17 protein-coding genes are annotated in these 21,872 nt (G+C 56.0%); 6 read left to right on the top strand and 11 right to left on the bottom strand.

Annotation, left to right across the window (positions count from 1 at the left end; genetic code table 11):
* Positions 1-88 precede the first annotated feature (88 nt).
* Together J2I47_RS02775 and J2I47_RS02770 are read right to left on the bottom strand one after the other, a co-directional pair.
* Positions 89-505 carry a DUF2335 domain-containing protein gene (locus J2I47_RS02775; protein WP_207363014.1) on the bottom strand — a complete coding sequence of 139 codons (417 nt, stop codon included), beginning with the start codon at positions 503-505 and terminating at the stop codon, positions 89-91.
* Between the two features lie 6 nt (positions 506-511).
* The gene (locus J2I47_RS02770) at positions 512-742 is read right to left on the bottom strand and encodes a hypothetical protein (RefSeq protein WP_207363013.1); all 231 of its coding nucleotides are present in this window, start codon (positions 740-742) and stop codon (positions 512-514) included.
* Between the two features lie 232 nt (positions 743-974).
* On the opposite strand from J2I47_RS02770, the gene J2I47_RS02765 reads away from it, so the two are divergent.
* Entirely contained in the window at positions 975-1,274 is a 300-nt protein-coding gene (locus tag J2I47_RS02765) for an alpha-L-rhamnosidase C-terminal domain-containing protein (RefSeq protein ID WP_310587610.1), read from the top strand.
* A 291-nt stretch (positions 1,275-1,565) separates the two neighbouring features.
* On the opposite strand, the gene J2I47_RS02760 is transcribed toward J2I47_RS02765, so the two are convergent.
* From J2I47_RS02760 to J2I47_RS02745, 4 genes are all read right to left on the bottom strand, one after another.
* Positions 1,566-1,919 carry an antibiotic biosynthesis monooxygenase family protein gene (locus J2I47_RS02760; protein WP_207363012.1) on the bottom strand — a complete coding sequence of 118 codons (354 nt, stop codon included), beginning with the start codon at positions 1,917-1,919 and terminating at the stop codon, positions 1,566-1,568.
* Between the two features lie 186 nt (positions 1,920-2,105).
* The gene (locus tag J2I47_RS02755) at positions 2,106-3,062 is read right to left on the bottom strand and encodes a hypothetical protein (protein WP_207363011.1); all 957 of its coding nucleotides are present in this window, start codon (positions 3,060-3,062) and stop codon (positions 2,106-2,108) included.
* Positions 3,063-3,070: 8 nt separating this feature from the next.
* A complete protein-coding gene (locus J2I47_RS02750; protein ID WP_207363010.1) occupies positions 3,071-3,769 on the bottom strand; it encodes an arylesterase in 699 nt (232 codons plus the stop codon).
* Positions 3,770-3,890: 121 nt separating this feature from the next.
* Entirely contained in the window at positions 3,891-4,238 is a 348-nt protein-coding gene (locus J2I47_RS02745) for a hypothetical protein (RefSeq protein WP_207363009.1), read from the bottom strand.
* Positions 4,239-4,411: 173 nt separating this feature from the next.
* Between J2I47_RS02745 and J2I47_RS02740 the strand changes: the two genes are divergently transcribed.
* The 4 genes from J2I47_RS02740 (at position 4,412) to J2I47_RS02725 (ending at position 10,347) form a co-directional block, all read left to right on the top strand.
* On the top strand, positions 4,412-5,089 hold the full coding sequence (locus tag J2I47_RS02740; RefSeq protein ID WP_207363008.1) for an ABC transporter ATP-binding protein: 678 nt from the start codon (positions 4,412-4,414) through the stop codon (positions 5,087-5,089).
* A gap of 136 nt (positions 5,090-5,225) precedes the next feature.
* Positions 5,226-7,052 carry a glycoside hydrolase family 9 protein gene (locus J2I47_RS02735; protein ID WP_207363007.1) on the top strand — a complete coding sequence of 609 codons (1,827 nt, stop codon included), beginning with the start codon at positions 5,226-5,228 and terminating at the stop codon, positions 7,050-7,052.
* A gap of 63 nt (positions 7,053-7,115) precedes the next feature.
* Positions 7,116-9,065 carry a sialate O-acetylesterase gene (locus J2I47_RS02730; RefSeq protein ID WP_229374217.1) on the top strand — a complete coding sequence of 650 codons (1,950 nt, stop codon included), beginning with the start codon at positions 7,116-7,118 and terminating at the stop codon, positions 9,063-9,065.
* Positions 9,066-9,189: 124 nt separating this feature from the next.
* Complete coding sequence (locus tag J2I47_RS02725; RefSeq protein WP_207363006.1) at positions 9,190-10,347, top strand: glycoside hydrolase family 26 protein; 1,158 nt, start codon at positions 9,190-9,192, stop codon at positions 10,345-10,347.
* Positions 10,348-10,463: 116 nt separating this feature from the next.
* On the opposite strand, the gene J2I47_RS02720 is transcribed toward J2I47_RS02725, so the two are convergent.
* From J2I47_RS02720 to J2I47_RS02700, 5 genes are all read right to left on the bottom strand, one after another.
* Positions 10,464-11,552 carry an IPT/TIG domain-containing protein gene (locus tag J2I47_RS02720; RefSeq protein ID WP_207363005.1) on the bottom strand — a complete coding sequence of 363 codons (1,089 nt, stop codon included), beginning with the start codon at positions 11,550-11,552 and terminating at the stop codon, positions 10,464-10,466.
* A gap of 30 nt (positions 11,553-11,582) precedes the next feature.
* The gene (locus J2I47_RS02715) at positions 11,583-13,157 is read right to left on the bottom strand and encodes a RagB/SusD family nutrient uptake outer membrane protein (RefSeq protein WP_207363004.1); all 1,575 of its coding nucleotides are present in this window, start codon (positions 13,155-13,157) and stop codon (positions 11,583-11,585) included.
* Between the two features lie 103 nt (positions 13,158-13,260).
* The gene (locus J2I47_RS02710; protein ID WP_207363003.1) at positions 13,261-16,488 is read right to left on the bottom strand and encodes a SusC/RagA family TonB-linked outer membrane protein; all 3,228 of its coding nucleotides are present in this window, start codon (positions 16,486-16,488) and stop codon (positions 13,261-13,263) included.
* Positions 16,489-16,579: 91 nt separating this feature from the next.
* Positions 16,580-18,343, bottom strand: a complete 1,764-nt coding sequence (locus tag J2I47_RS02705) for an ATP-binding protein (RefSeq protein ID WP_229374215.1) — start codon at positions 18,341-18,343, stop codon at positions 16,580-16,582.
* 11 nt (positions 18,344-18,354) lie between these two features.
* Positions 18,355-19,002 (bottom strand): response regulator transcription factor, encoded by a 648-nt coding sequence (locus J2I47_RS02700; RefSeq protein ID WP_207363001.1) that lies wholly within the window; start codon positions 19,000-19,002, stop codon positions 18,355-18,357.
* Between the two features lie 251 nt (positions 19,003-19,253).
* Between J2I47_RS02700 and J2I47_RS02695 the strand changes: the two genes are divergently transcribed.
* Positions 19,254-21,770 (top strand): ABC transporter permease, encoded by a 2,517-nt coding sequence (locus J2I47_RS02695; RefSeq protein WP_229374213.1) that lies wholly within the window; start codon positions 19,254-19,256, stop codon positions 21,768-21,770.
* Positions 21,771-21,872: the final 102 nt, after the last annotated feature.

Below are 21,872 nucleotides of genomic sequence, written 5' to 3'. Positions count from 1 at the left end.
TAATCCCGTTTATTTGCTCTATCAAATAATTTTTTCATGTCGTTTAACGCAAAAAACCGGCTAGCCGGTTTTTTGCGTTTTTGGTCGGTCACTCGGATTCTTTATCGTTTTTAGCTCTTTGACCTCTCACAAAAACAAAAGCCAAGGAAGCTAAAACTCCACATGCTATAGTAGCTGCCGCGGTGGAATTACCCATGTAAACACAATACGCGCTAAGTGCGGAAACAATAACAGTGGTTGTGAATCCTAATATAGTGCCCAATCTAGCTTGACCAAATTGACGACGAACAATCGTTTTGTCAGTTTCTCGACGATGCATCCCCTCTGTCTCTGACATAAGCACGATTCGGTTTGCTAAGCCAGGCTGTATTTCTTCGTATCGTGCTAATATATCAGGGTGTGGTAATGGCCCCAGAAACACACTTCTCTGCTCAACGGAAATGCCTTGATTTTGCCTTTTTATGTGTTCAGCAGACACATTACGATTAGCAGGGTGCTTAGCCATCTATAATTAAATGTCACAGCTTTCGAGATCGCCGATTTTAATAACTTCTTGGTCGTAAACCCTTCTGACATCTTGGGCAATTCTCATAGCGTCACTCCGAAGAGCTTCTTCTACAGTTTGATGTTTCAAATCGTCAGTAATAATAGACGCCATACTTCCTGTGAAGTCGAATAGCGATGCTACCCCCCACCAGAAGCGGGGGAGCCTCCTCGTATGATGAAATGTGACAAATTTCATAAGTAGAAGTTTTTGTGTTAAAGCAGCATAAGACAGCCAGTCCGTAGATATACCACATGAAGCCACAATTGTTGTGCTAAAGTACTCTGCGGACCTCTTAACGCTCTACAAAGTAACGAACAAACTGTGTTAATCGTGCTATTCCACTAACCGCTGCTATCATTTGCACGTTAATTAATGGTATAGGTAGCAGACTTGTTATTATATCTCTAAACATGCCTTAGCCAACGGTATGAGCCTTTACTATAAGTGGAGTGCCTCGCCCGTCTACGAGTTTCTTTCCACCGTGTGCGGTATCAACCCCGCCGAGCCGGGCTTCCGCTCGGTGCGCATCGAGCCGTTTTTGGGCACCCTCCCCGCCGCTGACGGCACTATGCCCCATCCCAACGGCGACATTTCGGTTCACTTTGAAAAAGCCCCTGGTGGTACCCTGCGCGGCACCGTCACCCTGCCCCCCGGCCTGGGCGGCACCCTGCGCTGGCAAGGTCGCAGCAAAGCATTGGTGGCGGGCAGGCAGGAAGTGAGTTTGTAATGTCGATTTTGTCGTTGTCGCTCTATCGCTGTCGCTTGGCTTATGCCGTCGTTGTCGCTTGGCTCATACTGTTGTTGTCGCTTGGCTTCTGCCGAGTGACTTGTATCTGAGGGCCTCCGGCCCGTAGCTGGCCTTTGAAACAAGTCAGGCAACATGCTTTAACGTCGCACTACGGGCCGGAGGCCCTCAGATACAAGTCACTCGGCAGAAGCCAAGCGACAACGACAGAGCGACAGCGATAGCGAGCGACAGCAATAGAGCAACGATACTGTATGAGCTTGTAAAAGCGGCTTATGCCTGTTCGGCTTGCAAACTACTTACGTCGGTGGGGGCTTGTTCACGGTCGTGCTTGCCGTAGTCGCGGATGACATTCAGGACGCGTAGCCGGTAATCGGCAAACAACCGCTGGTAGCCGATGGGCATCGTTTTTTGGTGGAAAAGGTTGTTACGCCAGGCCACTACGCTGGCTTCATCGCGCCATGTTTGCAGGGAAAGCAGTTTGTCGGGGGTGGTAAGGCTCTCGAACCGCTCCACCGAGATGAATCCATCCTGCTTTTCCAATTCCGACACCAACGCTTTCGCCAGGTTCAAATACGTCTCCCGCTGACCGGGTTGCATGGTTACTTCAAACAAAACAGTGATCATGTAAAAAAAACGTTAGTCAATCCGAAGATAACTCACTTTTGGTCTGGACTATCCGCGTTTAAACCTCGTCGTAGCTTCATCCGGGCTTAGAATAAGGCAGTAGACCCTACACCTTTAAGCGACTACCTCTAATTGATTTGCGTTTAAACCGCCCTGCCAGACCCTGACTCATCTCCTTTCAGGCCTTTAGGTTCTGCGCCAGTGTACGGTGCCGTCTTCATCAAGCAAATTGCCGTGCATGGGTTCGCCAAGTTCGTGGGTGAGCATGTTCAGGCCGGGGTTCCAGCACACTTCGAGGTCAGGCTCATTAAGGGCCTCGAACTTGGCCCACCACAGAGCCGGGGGGTGGCAGTCGGGGCGGTAGATATTAGCCGTTTCGGCAACGACAACTTTTTTGTCGGGAAACAAGCGGCGCGCCGCGACCAGCATATCGGGAATATCATTCTCAAAATAAATGTTCAGCCCCACAATGTCGAGCAGGTCGGCATGGCCCTGCTGCCAGGTGTAACACTGGTTATCAATCGCTACTGGATCATAACGCCCCAGTATGGTGGTAAAAGGCCGCGCCTGGTCATCCCAGGGCATATCGCCCCAGCCCCAGGGTTCGCTCATGGCGGTCAGGCAGTGGGCATCGCCGGCTTTGAGACCCTGGGCAATGGCGATCGTGATGGCACTGGTCTGTTTGTACACCGCCCACCAGTCGCGCCCGCCAAAGGGCCACTGACGGTTGTTGGGGAGGGCAATCCAGTCGGTCCAGATGCCCAGTTCAACGCCCAGATTATAGCTGCGAAACGCCCCGGCATAGCGTCGGGCAATGACATACGACAGTTCGTACATGGCTTCGGCGGCCTGTCCGTTCCAGAACATGGTCTCGTTTATCCATTCGGGCAGGCCGTAGTGATTCAGGGCCAGTTCGATTTGCCCGTGGCTGACGGCCTGCAGCCGATCGAGCCAGTGGTAGTCGGGGCGGCGGTTGGCCTCATCCCAGAGCACGGTGTCGCGGAAGCGGGTAAGGCCCATCTGACGTGCCCGCCCGTAGTTGATTTCCATCTGACGGACATGCCCCGTAGCGCGGGTGTTGGAGAAATGCAGCAGCCGGCCATCATCGCCCCGGCCCCGCACCACGCTCCCGTCAAAACACATGCCGTAGATCATTGCTGCTGCACCATCGGCCGGATCACTCTCCAGACGTTCTCAGTCACGATGCGGTGGCCCTGCACGTTGGGGTGGATGCCATCGGGCTGGTTTAGTTTGGGAATACCGCCTACGTTTTCGAGCAAAAACGGAATCAGCACCGCTTTGTTTTTGGTGGCCAGTTCCTTGAAAATCCCCCGAAATTCGGCGGTATAGGCTTTACCCAGGTTAGGCGGAATCTGCATACCCGCAATCACAATCTGCGTGGCGGGGTTTTTCAGCCGGACGGTGTCGATGATAGCCTGCAAATTCTCGCGCGACGACTTTAGCGGAATGCCCCGGAGGCCATCGTTGCCCCCCAGTTCAAGCACAAAAATATCGGCTGGCTGGCGTAAGATCCAGCTGATGCGGCTGCGGCCCCCGGCGGTGGTTTCGCCGCTTAATCCGGCGTTGACTACGCGGTAGGGTAAGCCCAGCGAATCGAGGCGGGCACCAATGCGGTTGGGAAAGGCGTCGGCAGTGTTATCGAGGCCATAGCCTGCGGCAAGGCTGTTACCAAAGAAAACGATGACCTTCTTTTTGTTGGAAACAGCTGTTGAAGAGGCCGTTATAGAATCGGCAGCTGCCCTGTCGGTCTTGGTCGTGTCTGTTTTGGTCCCGCAACCGAGGCAGAGAGCGAGGCTGGCAAGGGCAACTACTAGGCAAATGCGCTGCATGTGAAACGAGGTTTCTAGTACAAACCGAATGCAACGCAACAGGTTCAACGGCAGGAATTGAGCCGTTGCGACAACGACAGCTCGTCCTTGTCGCAACGGTAGACCACCCGCTTCTACTCTCTTATTTATGGCAATTTGCCACGATGTTCCACTGGGAGGCCTGACAAAGCGTAATGTCTTCTACCTTACACTCCGATGCATCCTCGGCTACAAGCTTAACGTCCCACTTACCGCAGTCAACTTCCACGTCTACGGTTTCGCCGGGTTTCGGCAGTTCGTCATCGTCCAGGATGTCGTCGCCCCAATGGTCTTCATCGTCGGGCGAAATGAAGATTTGATCGACGGTAAAATTCGTCGTGTTCTTGATATGAATCGTCTTTCTGTCGCTACGCTGGGCGGCTTCAGGGGTAAAACCGGTTATGCCGACCAGGGCAACGAATAGGGATAACAACAATGGGTAGTGTTTCATCTGGACTTGGTTTTTGTGAATTACTGAGCAATACTACGTCGTAGAATTACCCAGCCATATAATTTAGTTACTGAGCGCGGCAAAAGCCTCGTGGCAAACCAAAGGTCAACGGAAAACGAATCCAGTCTGGCGGGGGTTATGTCCACAGAATAGTACCTGAATACAACCGATTTATGAGTTTACGCGTCGAAAACCTGACGAAGACCTACCAGAGCGGAGGGCAAACCCTGACTGTGCTCCACGACGTTTCGTTTGACTTGAAAACTGGCGACAGTTTCGCCATCGTTGGCCCCAGTGGCAGCGGAAAAACGACCCTGCTGGGCCTCTGTGCCGGACTAGACCGGGCGTCGTCGGGTAGTGTGTGGCTCAACGGGGTGCAACTCGATACCCTTGGCGAAGACCAGCGGGCAGCGGTGCGTAACCAGCATGTGGGCTTTATTTTTCAGAATTTCCAGCTATTGCCCACCCTCACGGCCCTCGAAAACGTGATGGTGCCGCTCGAACTGCGGGGCCAGAAAGGGGCCGAGCGCATTGCCCGTGACCTGCTCGACCGCGTTGGGCTGGCCAACAGGGGGCATCACTACCCGCTGCAACTGAGTGGCGGCGAACAGCAGCGCGTATCGCTGGCACGAGCTTTTTCCAACCGTCCTGCTGTACTCTTCGCCGACGAACCCACCGGCAACCTCGACGAAGACACCAGCGCTACCGTAGAGGGCCTGCTCTTCGACCTTAACCGCGAGGCGGGCACCACGCTTGTAATTGTGACGCACAACCTTGAGCTGGCCGCCAAAACCGGGCGCATGATCCGCATTCGGGGTGGGCACGTGGTGGAAGACGTGATGCAGGCGTAACCATCGGCCTAGGGTTTATCCTGAATTATGGCAGGGTAGGGTTTTTGGCAGGGTACCAGCCCTCCATCAACCTTATTTTTGCTGTTGGCAACTGGGCAGCCAGCGCTGAAGATACCTACCCTTTTCAACCCGACTGATGGGCAACTTCTTTTCCTTGTTTCGCCCCGGCCTCCTGCTGGGCTGCTGGCTGGCTGCGGGGCCGCTTTGTGCTCAACCCGTAGCCGAAACTATTCGCCTGAATCAGCTCGGCTTTTACCCCAACGCGGCCAAAGTAGCCATTCTGGTAAGTGAAACAGGTGGTGATACCAGTACCCGGTCGTTTCAGGTAATGACCGCCGATGGCAGGCAAGTGGTGTTCAATGGCCTGTTGAGCCACACCCGCACCAACCCTATTTCCGGGAAACTTGCCCGCACTGCCGATTTTTCGGCGCTACGCACCACCGGCACATTCAGGGTGAACGTGCCGGGCCTGGGGCATTCTTACCCGTTTGCCATTCGTGAGGCCGTGCACCGGAACCTGGCCATTGGTGCCCTGAAAAGCTTTTATTTCCAGCGGGCATCGACCGATTTGCCCGAACCATTCGCCGGACGATGGCACCGCCCGGCGGGACATCCTGATCAGCATGTACTTATTCATCCGTCGGCAGCATCGGCTACGCGGCCTGCTGGCACCACCATTTCGTCGCCCCGGGGGTGGTACGACGCGGGCGATTACAACAAGTATATCGTGAACTCGGGTATTTCGATGGGTACGCTGCTGTCGCTCTACGAAGATTATCCCGATTTCTGCAAGTTGCTGACTACCAATATCCCCGAAAGCAATAACGCGCTGCCCGACTTGCTCGACGAGTCGCTCTGGAATTTGCGCTGGATGCTGACCATGCAGGACCCCACCGACGGGGGCGTGTACCACAAACTGACCAACCCCCGATTCGATGGGATGGTAATGCCCAGCAACGCCCGGCCCGACCGGTATGTGGTGCAGAAAAGCGTGACCGCCGCCCTTGATTTTGCCGCCGTGATGGCGCAGGCCAGCCGGGTTTTTAAAGACTACGCCAACGAGCTACCCGGCCTCGCTGATTCCTGCCGGACCGCCGCCGTGAACGCCTGGCAGTGGGCCAGGCAAAACCCCAACGCGCTCTACGATCAGGACGCGATAAACAACCAGTTTGACCCCGACGTGAGCACGGGTACCTACGGCGACCGTAATGCCGCCGACGAGTGGATATGGGCCGCCGCTGAACTGTACCTGACTACCCGGGACGAAACCTATTACACGGTAGTCAACCTGTTTCCCGACGACAAAACGCCACTCCCATCCTGGCCGCAGGTACGTACCCTGGCCTACTATTCGCTGGCCCGGCTGAGCAATCAGCTTACGCCACGCGGCAGAAAGGATCTGCCCACCATCAAAAACCATATCCTGACGTTAGCCAATACTCTTCGGCAAGACGTTAATAGTCAGGCATTCCAGACACCGATGGGCAAAACGGCCAGCGACTATAGCTGGGGCAGCAGTGCGGTGGCGGCCAACCAGGGTATTGCTCTGCTGCAAGCCTACCGACTCACCAACGACAAATCGTACCTGGCCGCCGCCCTGGCCAATCTGGATTACCTGCTTGGCCGTAACGCCGTGGGCTACTCCTTCGTGACGGGTTTCGGCAGCAAAACGCCCATGCACCCACATCACCGCCCATCCATTGCCGATGGCGTCGAGGCGCCGGTGCCGGGGCTGCTGTCGGGTGGACCCAATGCCAATGCCGCCCGGCAGGACAAATGCGCCGGGTACACGACCACCGTTGCCGACGAGGTCTTTCTCGATGCCGACTGCTCGTACGCGTCCAACGAAATTGCCATTAACTGGAACGCGCCACTGGTGTATCTGGTCACCGCCCTGGAAGCCCTGCAACATGCCCGGCCGGCGCCCGCGAAACAGGCCTCTAAGGGCAGAACAGGCCGTTAGGGCTGGTGATAGTAGGATGTTTCTCGGTTCACGGTGATATTGAGAAATCATATAGCGATTCCCATGAAAAAGCACGTTCTCTTTTTTGCACTGTTGCTGGTCAACCTGGCCGCATCCGGACAGGTGCGGATGGCCCGGCTGTTTTCCGACCACGTTGTTTTGCAGCGGCAGCAGCCTATTCTGGTTTGGGGCTGGGCCAAACCGGGCGAAACAGTGAAAGCAACGCTGGCTGGTCAGCACCAACAGGCCAAAGCCGATGCGGGCGGTAAGTGGCTCGTCCGGTTCGCCCCTCTTGAAGCTGGCGGGCCACACGTGCTGACCGCCACCGCCAAATCGGGCAGTGCCCAGGCCAGCGACGTGCTCATTGGCGAAGTGTGGCTCTGCTCGGGGCAGTCGAACATGGAGTGGCCGGTGAAGCAGGCCGACAACTACGCTGCCGAAAAGAAAAACGCCAACTTCCCGCAGATCAGGCATTTCCGGGTCGAACACGAACTGGCCCTGACGCCACAAACCGACTTAAAAACGGGCGACTGGGCGGTGGCTTCAGCCGAAACAGTAGGCGACTTCACGGCGGTTGGCTTTTTCTTTGCCCGCGAGCTGTACCAAAAACTAAACGTGCCTATCGGGCTTTTGCATTCGTCCTGGGGCGGGTCGCAGGTCGAGGGCTGGATCAGCAAGGAAAGTATGCTGAGCAACCCCGAACTACGCCCCACAGTACAGCAGCTGCCTACCAACTGGGCTGCCGCCGACAGCCTGGTCGACCTGAAACTTCGGCAGCGATTGAAGGTGCCCACCAACCTCACCGCTGCCGACGAAGCCAAATACCTGAGCCCTAACTATGACTTTGCGGGCTGGCGCAAAACCGACCCCATGGGCCAGTGGGAATGGAAAGACATGATGGGGTTCACGGGGCAGGGCTACATGGCCCGCCTGGTGACCATTCCCGACGACATGGTTAACGCCCCGACTACCCTGTCCCTGGCCGAAAACGACAGCCCCAACCAGATTTATATCAACGGGAAGCTTGTCTCAGAAGGCACGATCAGCGGGGTTCGGAAAATTACCATCCCGCCTAATACCTGGCAAGCGGGGCAGAACCGGCTGGTCCTGAAAATGGGTGGCATGGTCAATCCCGCCTGGTATGGCCTGGGCCTGAAGGGATCGAGCAGCGATTTGTACGTAGAAGCTGGCCCTCAGCGCATTAACCTGGCAAACGACTGGCTGCTCATGCCTGCTTTCGGCGAAAAACACCAGTACAAGCGGTTCATGAACAACGTGGCCGTGAGCCTCTACAACGCCATGATTGCCCCGCTTGAGCCGTTTGCCCTGCGCGGGGTGCTGTGGTATCAGGGCGAAACCAACGCGGGGCGGGCCTACCAATACCGGCAGTCCTTTCCACTGCTGATTACCGACTGGCGGCAGAAATTTGGGCAGAACCTGTCATTCTACTTTGTGCAGCTGTCCAGCTTTGGGGCTAACCTGAGCAGCAACCAGGGCAGCAACTGGGCCGAACTGCGCGAGGCGCAAACCATGACGCTCAAGCTGCCCAAAACCGGCATGGCTGTCACCACCGACGTTGGCAATCCCAAAGACATTCACCCCACCAACAAACAGGACGTGGGTCACCGGCTGGCCCTGCATGCGCTCAAACTCGATTACGGTCAATCCGTAAACTATGCTTCACCTACCTTCAGCGGTGTGGCTTTTGAGGGCAACAGGGCCATTGTTTCTTTCGCCAACGCAAAAGTCGGTTTAGTGGTGAAGGACAAATACGGCTACCTGAAAGGATTCGAGATTGCGGGCGACGATCATGTTTTCCACTATGCGCAGGCTCAGATCAACGGCGCTACTGTTGTTGTTTCGAGCGCCGACGTACCCAAACCCGTGGCCGTACGCTACGCCTGGGCCGACGCACCCGAAGAGGCCAACCTGTTCAGCGCCGATGGATTGCCCGCCAACCCGTTCCGCACCGATACGTGGCCCGGTCTAACCACCAACGTTCGGTTTGAGTAGCAGGCGTTAAAGTCAGGTGCTCTAGAGCATGGCCGCGGTGCAGGGCTGGTGCATAGCCCTGCACTGCAACCATACCTTAATCCATTACTGCTACTAAAAATAGTTTGCTTATAATCAACGCTTTATGAACAAAAAAACCTTCTTTTCATTCCTTACCCTGCTTAGTTTGTCACCAGCGGTATTTAGCTATGCCGTACCAAAACCTAAACTGATTGATGCGGGGGCAACCAAAGAAACGCAGGCACTTTACTATAACCTGAGCAAACTGTCGAGGAAGCATATTCTCTTTGGCCATCAGCACGCTACCGAATACGGTCACGGCTGGACGGGCGACGCCAACCGATCAGACGTGAAATCGGTGAGTGGCTCACATCCTGCTGTCATCGGCGTTGATTTCAGCGGGTTGTCGGGCAGGTCTGCGGCGGCGGTGGAGCGAACCAAAGCAAGTTTGCGGACGCAGATTGCCGATACCTACAACCGCGGTGGCGTGACCACCGTGGCCTGGCACTTCTCGAACCCCGTAACGCCCCATACGGGATTCTACTGGAAAGACTCGGTGTCGGCCCCGGCGGTGGCAAACCTGGTTCCGGGCGGGTCGCATCACGCGCAGTACAAAGCCATTCTGAAAACCGTGGGCGACCTGGCAGGCTCGATCCGGGGGCAGGATGGCAAACTCGTGCCCATGCTCTTCCGGCCCTACCACGAGCTTGACGGGGGCTGGTTCTGGTGGGGTAAGCCGCACTGTTCGCGCCACGATTTCACGTCGCTCTGGCGGTTTACGGTCACCTACCTGCGCGACAGTTTGCAGGTGCACAACTTCATCTACACCTTCTCGCCCGACTGCCTGTTCACCTCCGAAGCCCAGTATCTGGACCGGTATCCCGGCGACGACTGGGTCGATATGGTGGGCGTGGACAACTACGCCGATTTTGGCCGAAACGGCAACTACAACGTGCAGGCGGGCATTGCCAAACTCAAAATTGTGTCGGACTACGCCCGGAAAGCCCACAAGCTGGCGGCCTTCACCGAAACTGGGCTGGAGTCAATTCCTGATACGACCTGGTGGACCAATACGTTGTTGAAAGCCCTGAAGGCCGAAAAATTGAAGCTGGCTTATGTGCTCGTCTGGCGCAACGATGCCCGTAGCCCAACGCACTTCTACGCCCCCTACCCCGGCCAGGCCAGCGTGGCTGATTTTCTGCACTTTTACCAGGACCCCTACACGCTGTTTGAAAGCGACCTACGTAAAGTATATCGCCGGAAAAAACTGCTGTTTTTCTAACAGATTTGCTGAGGCGTAAGGCTTCGCGCGGAACGTCCTTCGACTGGCCGTCCTGTGCGAAGCCTTACGCCTCAGCGATACCCAGTAGCAAACCTGATTTAACGGGGGCAAGCCACTTACTTGACCAGCATGATGTTATCGAAGTAGAACGTTTCGTCCTGCTTATCGGGGCCTTTAATGCGGAAACCAAGTTGCTTCATGGTGCTGCCCGGCGTCCAGAAATCCATGTCGGCCAGCTTGATTTTAACGTAATTCCAGACATTAGCCTTCACGTTGACCTGGTTGGCATCAACGAAATTACCAAAGCCTGCTTTGCTGGCATCGGTGGTGACGTAGAGCGCGTAGTCAGCCGAACCGCCCTTGATCCAGCCCGTCAGGTAGGTGTAGGATGGGTCGTAGGCAATCCCCGTCCAGTTGGCAAACGCAATGAGGTGCCAGTTGCCTTTCTGGTATGTTTTGGTGGCCGAGGATACCCCAAAGACGGCAGCTTTGGTTGACACGGCACCCGCGTCGCCCCAGGAGTTATCCTGGAAACCTTTGGCGTAGCCGTCGGTGAAGATCGGGAACGCCTTGTCGATGTTGACAAACTCCTGCCTGGTCCTGATCCGGCCGGTGCCGTTGGTAATCGCCAGTGTGGCCCGGTTGAGCGTGGTAGCTGGCATCTCAATGACCAGTTCCTTCTTCGACTTCGACACAATGGTCGCGGCATCCGACACGCCTTTGACCGAGTCGGCCACAGCCACCGACGTCACATCGTCGAAATTATTGCCGGTGATCGTGATCCTGGTGCCTTTCGTAAAATCATACATCGACACGTTCGTTACCGTTGGGTAGGCCAGCACTTTAAACGGTACCGACACCGTTTGGCCCGCGCTGTTGGTAAACGTCACGTTCTGTTTGCCCCCGGCGGCATCGGGGGGTACGCGGAAAATAAGGGCCTCGCCGGTGTTTAGCGTTGGCTGAAAACCAGCCGGTACGCTCAGCTTTTCGAACAGAATGGTGCGCATATCGCCCAGCCCACTGCCCACTATCGTGACGGTGGTACCGGCCGCTGCCGAGTCGGGCATGATCTTGGTTACCTGCGGATTACCGGGACCGATCTGCGGGCTACCGTCGGTGTCTTTTTGGCAGGAGAGCGTCGCCAGCCCCGCCATAACGGTCAGGACAGACAGGCCCACAAGCCTATTGAGGTGTGTGAAGTTCATGTGATTGCTTTGTTTGGAAGGGTCAACAGCTTATTTGTAATAAGGAACCGGGTCTTTTCCCAGGGCAGGGTCCTGCACAATTTCGCCCGCCGGGATAGGCAGGAATAGCTTGTCTTCGCTGAAATTGGTGAGGTAGGTGCTGTAGGTAGCTGTGCCCCGGTTCTGCTTCTCAATGATGGCTTTTGCCTTCGCATAGCCCTGCCGCTGAATATCGTACCAGTAGTCGCCTTCAAAGGCAAACTCTACCCGGCGCTCGTGCAGGATGTCGGCGTTGGTAATGGCGGCCTTGGCTGGCAACCCCGCCCGGCTTCTGACCTTGTTCAGGGCCTCCAGTGCCTTCGGATCCGTTGTCGAGGCGTTACCGGCCAGCACAGCTTCGGCGTAAATCAGCAGAATGTCGGCGTAGCGCAGCAGCACTACGTTGTTGCCCGAGTTCTGGCCCAGCACCGGCTCACCGCCATAGCCTTTGCCGGGACCGGCGAAATACTTTACGATGTTGGCGCGGGTAGGGCTCAGGCTGCCACCGTCGTTAACCGGCTGGAGGGTATCATACTTGAACCCATTGGCCATGAACGCGTTATAGGCCGGTGCGTTGGCGCGCTGGGGTTTCCAGCTTGGGTTGGTCCAGCCCTGCTCCATCACTGACCATTTGCGGCGCAGGTCGCCAAACTCGTATTCTTTCAGCATGTCGATAGACGGCACGTACATCTCCCAGGCGTCGGCCTCCGACGTGCGCAGGGCACCGGCACCGCGGTCCGGGTTTTTGATGTTGCCCGTTCCCCAGGGGTCCTGGGCAAACTGGTGCTGAATCGAGAAGAGCGACTCGGCGTTGTTATTCATGCTCGCTTTGGTGAACATGCCGGGATAGTCGCTCACCAGCATATACTTACCTGAGTTGATCACCTCTTCGGCCTTGGCTTTGGCGTTGGCGTAGTCTTTCGAGTACAGGTACATTTTCGCCATCAGGCCCTTGGCGGCGTATTTGGTCACCCGGCCCGGCACGTCGGTTTCGGGCAAACCGGCTTCGGCCATTTTTAACTCTTCCAGGGCAAAGCGGAGCACATCTTTCTGCAGATACCGCGGAATGTTGAAATCGCCCGACAAGGCCGTGGCACCCGGATCAGTGATGATCGGCGCGGCGCCCCAGGTGCGGGCAATGAAGAAATACAGCATGCCCCGGATAAAGTGGCATTCGGCAATGGCGGGGTCCAGATAAGCCGCACCACCCCCGGCGGCTTTTTTCTCTTCAAACGTTTTGATCATCACGTTGGCGTAGCCGATGATCTTGTAAAACGCCCCCCACGACGCCCCAATCCGGTCGGAGGCCGACGAGATCGAGAAGTTGAGGTACTCCACATCGGTGTAGGTAAACATGTTGCCGGCCATTACGTCGCCGATGGCGTCCTGCGCCCGGCTTTCGTAGTTGCGCCAGGGCAGGCCGCTGTAAAGCGTGCTGGTGGCACCCCGCACCTCATCGGCGTTGTTGTAGTAGTTGCTGGTGGTGGTACCCGACAGCGAGGGTCGGTCAATGAAGTCTTCCTTACAGGCCGAAGCCGAGAGCAGTGAGGCAGACACCAGCAGGGTATAAACTGATTTGCGTTTCATGGCATTTTATTGAGTGAATGAGCGAATGAGTGATTAAGGAAAGACGCCCTAAGCGATTACGGGAAGAGCGTTGTTCGCTCAATCACTCATTCACTCAATGTTTTTAGAATTGCAGGTTCATGCCGACCGTAAACGTGCGTGGGTTCGGGTAGTGGCCCGTGTCGACGTTGGTGAGCTTGATGCTGTTGTTGAACGAGCCGATCTCCGGGTCGTAGCCCGTGTAGTTCGTGAAGGTCTTCAGGTTCTGAATAGTCCCGTAGAACCGCAGATTCTGAATCTTCACCCGGCTCAGCAGCGCCTTCGGCAGGCGGTAGCCAATGGCAATGTTCTGGATACGCACGTAGGAGGCGTCTTCCACGTAGCGGTCCGACATGGCGGTGTTGTTTTTGTTGGTGTTCGTAAACCGGGGCAGCGCGCCGTTGGGGTTGGCATCGGTATAGCGGTCATTCACCGAGTTCATCTGGTTGGTGTAGGCGTTGTTCATGCCTTCCAGTTGCCAGCGGAGGAAATTAAACGCCTTGGCCCCCTGGCTTCCCTGCAGGAACACCGAGACATCGAAATCGCCGTAGTTGACCGTGTTGGTGAAACCCCAGGTGAACTTGGGCAGCGGACTGCCAATGTAGGTGTAGTCACCCGCGTCGATCTTGCCGTCGCCGTTGATGTCTTTGAAGCGGATGTCACCCAGCCAGGTTTCGGTGGGGTTCACCTTGTAGCCAAACTGCGGCAGCGCTTTGTCCAGTTCAGCCTGCGTGCGGTAGAGCCCGTCGGTAACCAGGCCCCAGAACGACCCCACGGGACGGCCCGGCGTGGTGTGCGTGATGAGGTAGTTGTTGTAGTATACCTTACCGTCGAGTGCCGAGGCCGCGCTGGCCGCCTTGTCGTAGCTGTTGGTGAACTGCGTAAACACAGCATTGGTCTTCCAGCTGAAATTGCCTTTCTTGACGTTGGTCGATGTTACGCTGAAATCAATTCCGGTATTGGTCATCTGACCGGCGTTGCCGAGGGGTGCTTTCAGGTCGTCCCACTGGTCACCCACGCCAATCAGGTTGGGACCGGTCAGGAAGATGATCATGTCGGACGTAATCTTTCTGTACATGTCGATGGTGGCGTCGAGCCGCCCGCCAAAGAAGCCCAGATCGACACCCACGTTGGCCGTTTTCACCGACTCCCATTTCAGGTTGGGATTAGGAATGCCGTTGATCATGTTCGACGACCCGAAGCCCACCGGCCCTGAGAAAAACTGCACCGCCCCTACGTAGGCCGGGTTGGGTGCGCCACCGGGAAAATTCTGGTTACCCACCACGCCGTAGCCCGCCCGCAACTTAGCGTAGTTCAGCACGTTGGCGATGGGTCCTTTCATAAACGGTTCGTTGGATACCGTCCAGCCCGCCGACACGCCGGGGAACGAACCCCAGCGGTTGTTCGGGCCGAAGTTCGACGAACCGTCGGTGCGGAAACTGGCCGACAGCGAGTACTTTTCGTTGAAGGTGTAGTTGGCGCGGGCAAAATAAGACTCCATAGCCCACTGTCCTTTACCACCGTTCAGGCCCCAGGTGGTCTGGTCGGCACTGCCCGTGCTGAGGTCGAAAATGTTGGCCTGCAGATCGACTTTGGTACCCGAAATAGCCTGGTAATACGAGTTCTGCACCTGGTGGCCCGCCGTGGCCTGGAAGCCATGCTTGCCCACATACAGGTTGTAATTCAGGTAGTTGGTGAGTGACCAGTAGTAGCTGTCACTGCGCCCGTCGATCAGCTTGCTGCGGAACGAGGTGGTACCCACGTTACCGGCTTTCTGGTAGGCAACGCTGTTGTCCTGCCCCAGCGAATAAGACAGTTCATTGCGCAGCGACAGCCCCTTCGTGAACTGGAATTCGGCGTAGAGGCTACCGAAAATGTTGTTGGTCGTTTTGGTATTACCCCGGAACTGGCTGTTACCCACCAGGTTGGAGCCGTAGTACTGCACACCACCCACTGTTTGGCCGCCCCCCCATGTGCCGTCGAGGTTTTTCACCGGCGTGAGCGGGCTGGTCGACGCCCCCCACCAGATCGTACCCTCGGCGGCGTCGGCCAGGGACACGTTCTGGATACTGCGCGACACGTTGGCGCTGATGCCTACTTTAGCCCATGTCTTCAGCTGGGTGTCGAGGCTCAGGCGCGACGAATACCGCTTAAAATCGGACCCCAGCAGAATACCCTTGTTGTCGAAGTAGTTGAGCGACAGGTAGTACGTCGTTTTTTCGCGCCCGCCCGAAAAGCTCAACTGGTGGTTGTTGATGGCCCCGCGCTGAAACATAGCGTCCTGCCAGTCGGTGCCTTTGCCCAGCAGATCGGGGTTCTTGAACTCGTCGGCCACGGGGTTGCCAATGATGGGCAGCACCGCATTCTGGTACTTGGCAAACGAACGCAGGTCCATCAGGTCCAGGCGCCGCGCCACCTCCGACACGCCCGTGTAGGCATCGTAGTTGATCTTGCCTTCGCCCTGCTTGCCTTTTTTGGTGGTAATCATGATGACCCCATTGGCCGCCTGCGACCCGTAAATGGCCTGCGCCGAGGCATCTTTCAAGACGTCGATGCTCTCGATGTCGTTGGGATTGAGCATGGCCATGACCGAGTTGCCCGTTTGTCCGTCGCCACCGCCCAGCCCCGCGTAGCCCGTGCTCGATGAGGTATTGCCCCCCACAAACGGTACCCCGTCGATCACAAAAAGCGGGTCGTTGCTGTTGATCGACGTCACGCCGCGCACCTTCACCGACACCCCCCCACCGGGTTGACCGCCGTTGCTGGTGACCGTGACCCCCGCCGCTTTGCCCTGCAACAACTGGTCGATACCCGCCGCCGGAATGTCTTTCAGTTCAGCCGCCTTCACCGTTGTGATCGACGACGTGACGTCGGCTCGTTTCTGAGTACCATAGCCAATCACAACGACCTCGTCGAGCGACTGCCCCATGTTCTGAAGCGTAATGTTCAGCACGCTGCGGGTGCCTACGTCCACCTCCTGCGTGTTCATGCCGATAAAAGAAATGACCAGTATCCGGGACCCTTCCGGCATGTTGATCGAGAACGCCCCGTTGGCGTCGGTGGTGGTGCCCAGTTGCGTACCTTTTACGGATACGGTAGCCCCCGGCAGCCCGCTGCCCTTTTCGTCGGAGACGGTGCCTTTAATCAGGCGTTGCACGTCGGCGGGGGTGGCAGGGCGGCCATTTGCCCGGTTGGTTGAGGCCAGCATCGGCCGACTTTTGTCGGTGGCTGATCGTGCGGTCGTCCGGTCCTGCGCACTGACGGTAAGCCAGCTGCTCAGGATAACGACCCCCGAAAGCATATGTTTAAGCATATGAATTGAGTTGTTTTTAAAAGCTATTTGATTAAAAGTAACAGTTGAGGATACAGTTGAAGCAACCGCCCAATGGGCAGACTGGTCCGCCTCAGGCCAGCATCGGGCTTGTTTTGACTAGTTTTTGCATGGGCAGCGAGATCATGACCGACGTACCCGTTTCGCGCGTGCTCTGCCACATCACCTGCCCACCCAGGTAGGCTATGCGGGATTTGATGTTGCTGATGCCATTACCTTTCGACGGCGCACCGGGCGCATCATCGGGGAAGGTGCCACCCCGCCCGTCATCATCGACGCTCACCAGCAGGGCTTCGTCATTTACCACAATCTGCACGTTGACCGTGTGGGCGTGGGCGTGTTTCAGGGCGTTGTTGAGCAGTTCCTGCACCACCCGGTAGAGCATCACCGATGCCTCGTCGAGCAGGTCCGGCATATCCCCGTAATGTTCGAGCACCAGGCTGGTTTCGTTTACCAGATTCAGCTTCTGAATAAGGTCTTCCAGGGCGGGCAGCAGCCCAAACGTCGAGAGGGCGTAGGGGCGCAGGTTGTTGGAAATGAGCCGGGTTTCGGTGCAGGCTTCATCCAGAAACTGGTTTAGCGGGTCTTTCACCGACAGGGGCAGTTGATCCTGATGCGCCTCGACAAACAGCTTGATCCGCGATAGCTGAATGCCCAGTCCGTCGTGCAGGTCGCGGGCAATGCGGCTGCGTTCGCCCTCCTGCCCTTCAATCATGGCCTGCAACGACTTCAGTTCGAGCTGCCGAATCTGCTGCTGCGAGATAACAGCCTGCTGATGCGCAATTAATTTTTGTTGACGACGCAGAAAAAACAACGCAAAAACGCCCAGGGCACTAATAAATAAAATACCGATCAGCACGGTGTTGATTATACGCTGGTGGCTGCTCTGTTCTTCAGCCAGTTGCTTTTCAACGGCCAGCGTTTTTATCTGACTATCAAGCTCCTGCAGCCGAATACTTTTGGTTTGCTGCGAGTAATAAAATTGATTGGTAAAGGCCAGTGATTTTAGCGATATTTTATACGCATTTTCGTAATCATTGAGGTAAGAATAGCTATCGGCCATATGCCGCGACAACTCACGCAGGGTAGACAAATTCTTTTCAGCTTCGGCCAGCGCGTAGCTCTTTTGGTAATTGTAGATGGCGAGCCTGTGCTGATTTTTAAATTGGTTGACAATGCCGGCGTAAAAATAATTTAGCGCAATCAGCCAGTTCACGTTTAACTGCTTAGACAACACCAGACTACGGCTGATGAAATACTGAGCCGAATCCGGATTTTTTGACCGTAAATAGGTGTCTGCCAGCAGATTTAGGGCGTATGCCTGAAAATTAGGCTGTTTATACAGGATACACATTTTCTCGGTTGCCCGGAGCTGGGCTATCAGCGTCTTCGAAACAGGCGCTTTCTTCTCTTCGATATTGGCTATACCCAACCGGCACTCAATTACTTTGGGGTAATTATGGGTGCGGGCAAAATAAGCCAGGGCCTGCTTCAGGTATTTTTCAGCATAGGTCTGCATGAAATAATCCTGATTGTAATAATTACCAATAAGAATATGCACATTATAATAACCCAGCGAATCGCCGGCCATACTGTAGTTTTTTAAGCCATTGAAATAAGCATCCATGGTGTATTTATTATAACCATACCGTTGATGGTACAACCAGCTCAACTGTTCGTAAGCCTTGGCGGCTTCCACATACTTTTTATCAGCCTGTAATTGCTTTATTTCCCGTTTAACTTTTTCGATAGGTGGCACCTCGGCCGCTACCACTGCCACCAGCGGACCCAGCAGAAAAAAAAGCAGCAGGCGCACAATCGTTGCAGTCAGTGGCATAGGCATGATGGCTAATCAATGCAGTGCATATCCATGGCCGACTTCACCAGCAAAGCCGTATTCGACACACCAAACTTCATGAGCAGGCTACTCCGGTGAAACTCAATGGCTTTGGCGCTGACAAACAGATGGGTAGCCATTTGTTGCGTGGTGAGGCCCTGGGCAATCAGCGACAATACCTCCGACTCGCGGGGGGTAAGGTGCGGTTTCATGCCCATCCCCGTCGGCGACTTGCGGGCTTTGGGGCCATCATTCAGCAAAATGTGGGTGATGGTTTCGTTGAAATACTGCTTCTCGCCATGTACCGTCTGAATCGCCTGGAGCAGTTCGTTCCGGGTGGTGTTTTTTAACAGGTAGCCCTTGGCTCCTTTTTTCACCATCCGCTTAATCAGGCTTGCCTCGTCGTGCATGGTCAGGGCAATCACTTTCGTTTGCGGGTACGTGCGGGCGATCTGTTCGCAAAGCCCCAGGCCATCGTCGATCTGCGGAAACGAGATATCCAGCAGCACCACGTCGACGGGCGATTTGCGAAGCGCATCGACCACCGACGCTACGGTATAACAGCGTTGTGTCACCTCGATCCCGGACGTCCCTGATATCAGCGACTCAATACCCTCCACAAACACATTGTGGTCGTCCGCGATCAATACTCGTATCATAAAGGCGTTGAGTGCTGTGCAGCAGTACTGGCACAGATAGTATTTTGTCTAGCAAAAATAGGACGAATGACACTGGTCGGGAAATAGTGAAAACCCGACACTGACAAAAATTAGGGAATACCCTATATACATACAAGACAATGGCCCGAACTCCTACTGCCCCGACAATTGAACCCAGGTAAACTCATTGTTGGCTCCGGTCGTTGTCAGCATACCTGGTTTGACGGCGCACGTCGGTCGGCAAAAAATCTATGTCATTCATTCTCAACATGGCCTGGCGCGACAGCCGCCGGAGCCGGTCAAGGTTGCTGCTGTTCATTTCGGCCATTGTGCTGGGCATTGCGGCCCTGGTCGCTATCAACTCCTTTGGCGATAACCTGGCCCGCAGCATCGACGAGCAGGCGCAGGAACTGCTCGGTGCCGACCTGACCATTTCGGCAGCACAGCCGCCCTCGCAAAAGATTAAAAATATCCTGCAAAGCCTTGGCGATGAGCGCAGTACCGAAACCGCCTTTGCGTCGATGGTGCTGTTCCCGCGCACCGGTGGCGTGCGGCTGGCGCAGGTGAAAGCCCTCGACGGCGGCTTTCCGTTCTACGGTACCTGGGATGTGCAACCGGCGTCGGCCATTTTGCAGTTTCGGCAGCACAAACCCGTAGCCCTGATAGACGATGCCCTGCTGGTGCAGTTTGGTGCCAACGTCGGCGATTCGGTGCGGGTGGGCAATGCTACCTTTCTGGTGGCAGGGCGCGTGTTGAAAACCCCCGGTGGCACCGCTGCTACTGCCGCCGTGGCCCCCACCGTTTTTGTGCCGGCTTCTTATTTGCTGAAGACGGGATTAGTTCAAAAAGGCAGCCGCGTCAACTACAAGTATTACTACAAATTTGCTAAAACCACCAACGTCACGGCGCTGGTGAAGCATATCGAACCCACCCTCGACAAGGCCAGTCTCACCACCGACACCGTAGCCAACCGCAAGCAGCAAACGGGCCGCGCCTTCGCCGACCTCACCAAATTCCTGAATCTGGTGGCGTTTATTGCCTTGCTGCTGGGCTGCGTGGGCGTAGCCTCGGCGGTGCAACTCTATGTCCGTGAGAAGATTACCTCGGTAGCGATCCTGCGCACACTGGGAGCCAGCGGCTGGCAGTCGTTCCTGATCTTTCTGCTGCAAACGGCGCTGATGGGCCTGTTTGGGGCGGTACTTGGCGCGGTGCTGGGGTCGGTGTTGCAGTGGGCCTTACCGTTGGTATTTGGCTCGTTTCTGCCCGTGGAAGTGAACACGGTACTGTCGTGGTCGTCCATTTTGCAGGGCGTGGTAACGGGGCTGTTTATCTCCCTGCTCTTTGCCGCCCTGCCCCTGCTGCTCATCCGCAACGTGTCGCCCCTGCGCACCCTGCGCTCGTCATACGATGCCGACATTTCGGGGCGTGACCCGTTGCAGGCCGTTGTAGTGGTGCTGATTGTGCTGTTCGTAACGGGCTTCGCCTACTGGCAAACCCGCGACTGGAAACTGGCCCTTGGCTTTGCGGGGGGTATTGCCGTAAGCTTCGGGGTGCTGGCGGGCATGGGCCGGTTGCTGATGGCGGCGGTGCGGCGGTTCTTTCCCCGCAACTGGAGCTTTGTGTGGCGGCAGAGCCTGGCCAACCTATACCGGCCACAAAATCAGACACTTATCCTGCTGATCTCCATCGGCCTAGGCGCCTTTCTGATCACCACGCTCTACCTCACCCAAACGCTGTTGCTGGGCAGGGTGCAGTTTTCGGCCAGCGGCAAACAACCCAACATGGTGCTGTTCGACATTCAGCGCGAACAAACGGCGGGGGTGCGGACGCTGGTGCAGCAATCGGGTTTGCCCGTGATGATGCAGGTGCCCATCGTGACCATGCGCCTGGAGAGCATCAACGGGCGCGGGCTGGACCAAATTCGCAAAGACACGTCGCTGCACATCCCCGAATGGGCACTCAACCGCGAATACCGCGTCACCTACCGCGATACGCTCATCACGTCCGAAAAGATCAGCTCCGGCAAAGTGCAGGCAATGAACGATGGGGCAGTTCCGGCGGTGACGTTTGAGGATGCGTTCATGAAACGAATGCACCTGAAACTCGGCGACAAGCTGACCTTTAACGTGCAGGGTGCCCCCATCGAAACTACCGTGGGCGGCACGCGCCTTGTCGACTGGAACCGGGTACAGACCAATTTTCTGGTTGTGTTTCCCAACGGCGTACTGGAGCAGGCACCACAGTTTAGCGTGCTCATGACCCGCGTGCCCGACACCCAGACGTCGGCCAGATTCCAGCGGGCGCTGGTAAATAAATTCCCGAACGTATCGGCCATTGATCTGGGGCTGATCCTGAAAACGCTCGACGATATTCTGAGCAAAATTTCGTTTGTGATTCGGTTTATGGCCCTCTTCAGTATCTTGACCGGTCTGGTGGTACTGGGCAGTTCGGTCGTGATCAGCAAATACCAGCGGATGCAGGAAAGCGTACTGCTGCGCACGCTGGGGGCCAACCGGCGGCAGATTCTGTTTATCACACTCATCGAATACGGCCTGCTGGGCGGGCTGGCGTCGCTGTCGGGCATTGTGCTGTCGGTGGCGGGTACGTGGGCACTCGCCAGATACGTGTTCGAGTCACCCTACAACCCCAGCGTATGGCCGTTGCTGGTCGTGGTCGCCATCGTCACAACCCTGACCATGCTGATTGGCCTGCTCAACAGCCGCGAAGTACTCACCCGCCCCCCACTGGAAGTATTGCGGGCGGAGTAAAGTGTTTTTGGACAGGATTGGCAGGATTTCAAGATCAACAGGATTTTTGTTTTTGCTTCAGGGTATTTATGAGAGTAAACAAAAATCCTGTTGATCTTGAAA

Origin of the sequence: Fibrella rubiginis (assembly GCF_017353185.1) — a bacterium.
Lineage (GTDB): Bacteria > Bacteroidota > Bacteroidia > Cytophagales > Spirosomataceae > Fibrella > Fibrella rubiginis.
Note: the sequence above shows the minus strand (reverse complement) of the source record. Positions and strands in the feature narration are given on the sequence as shown.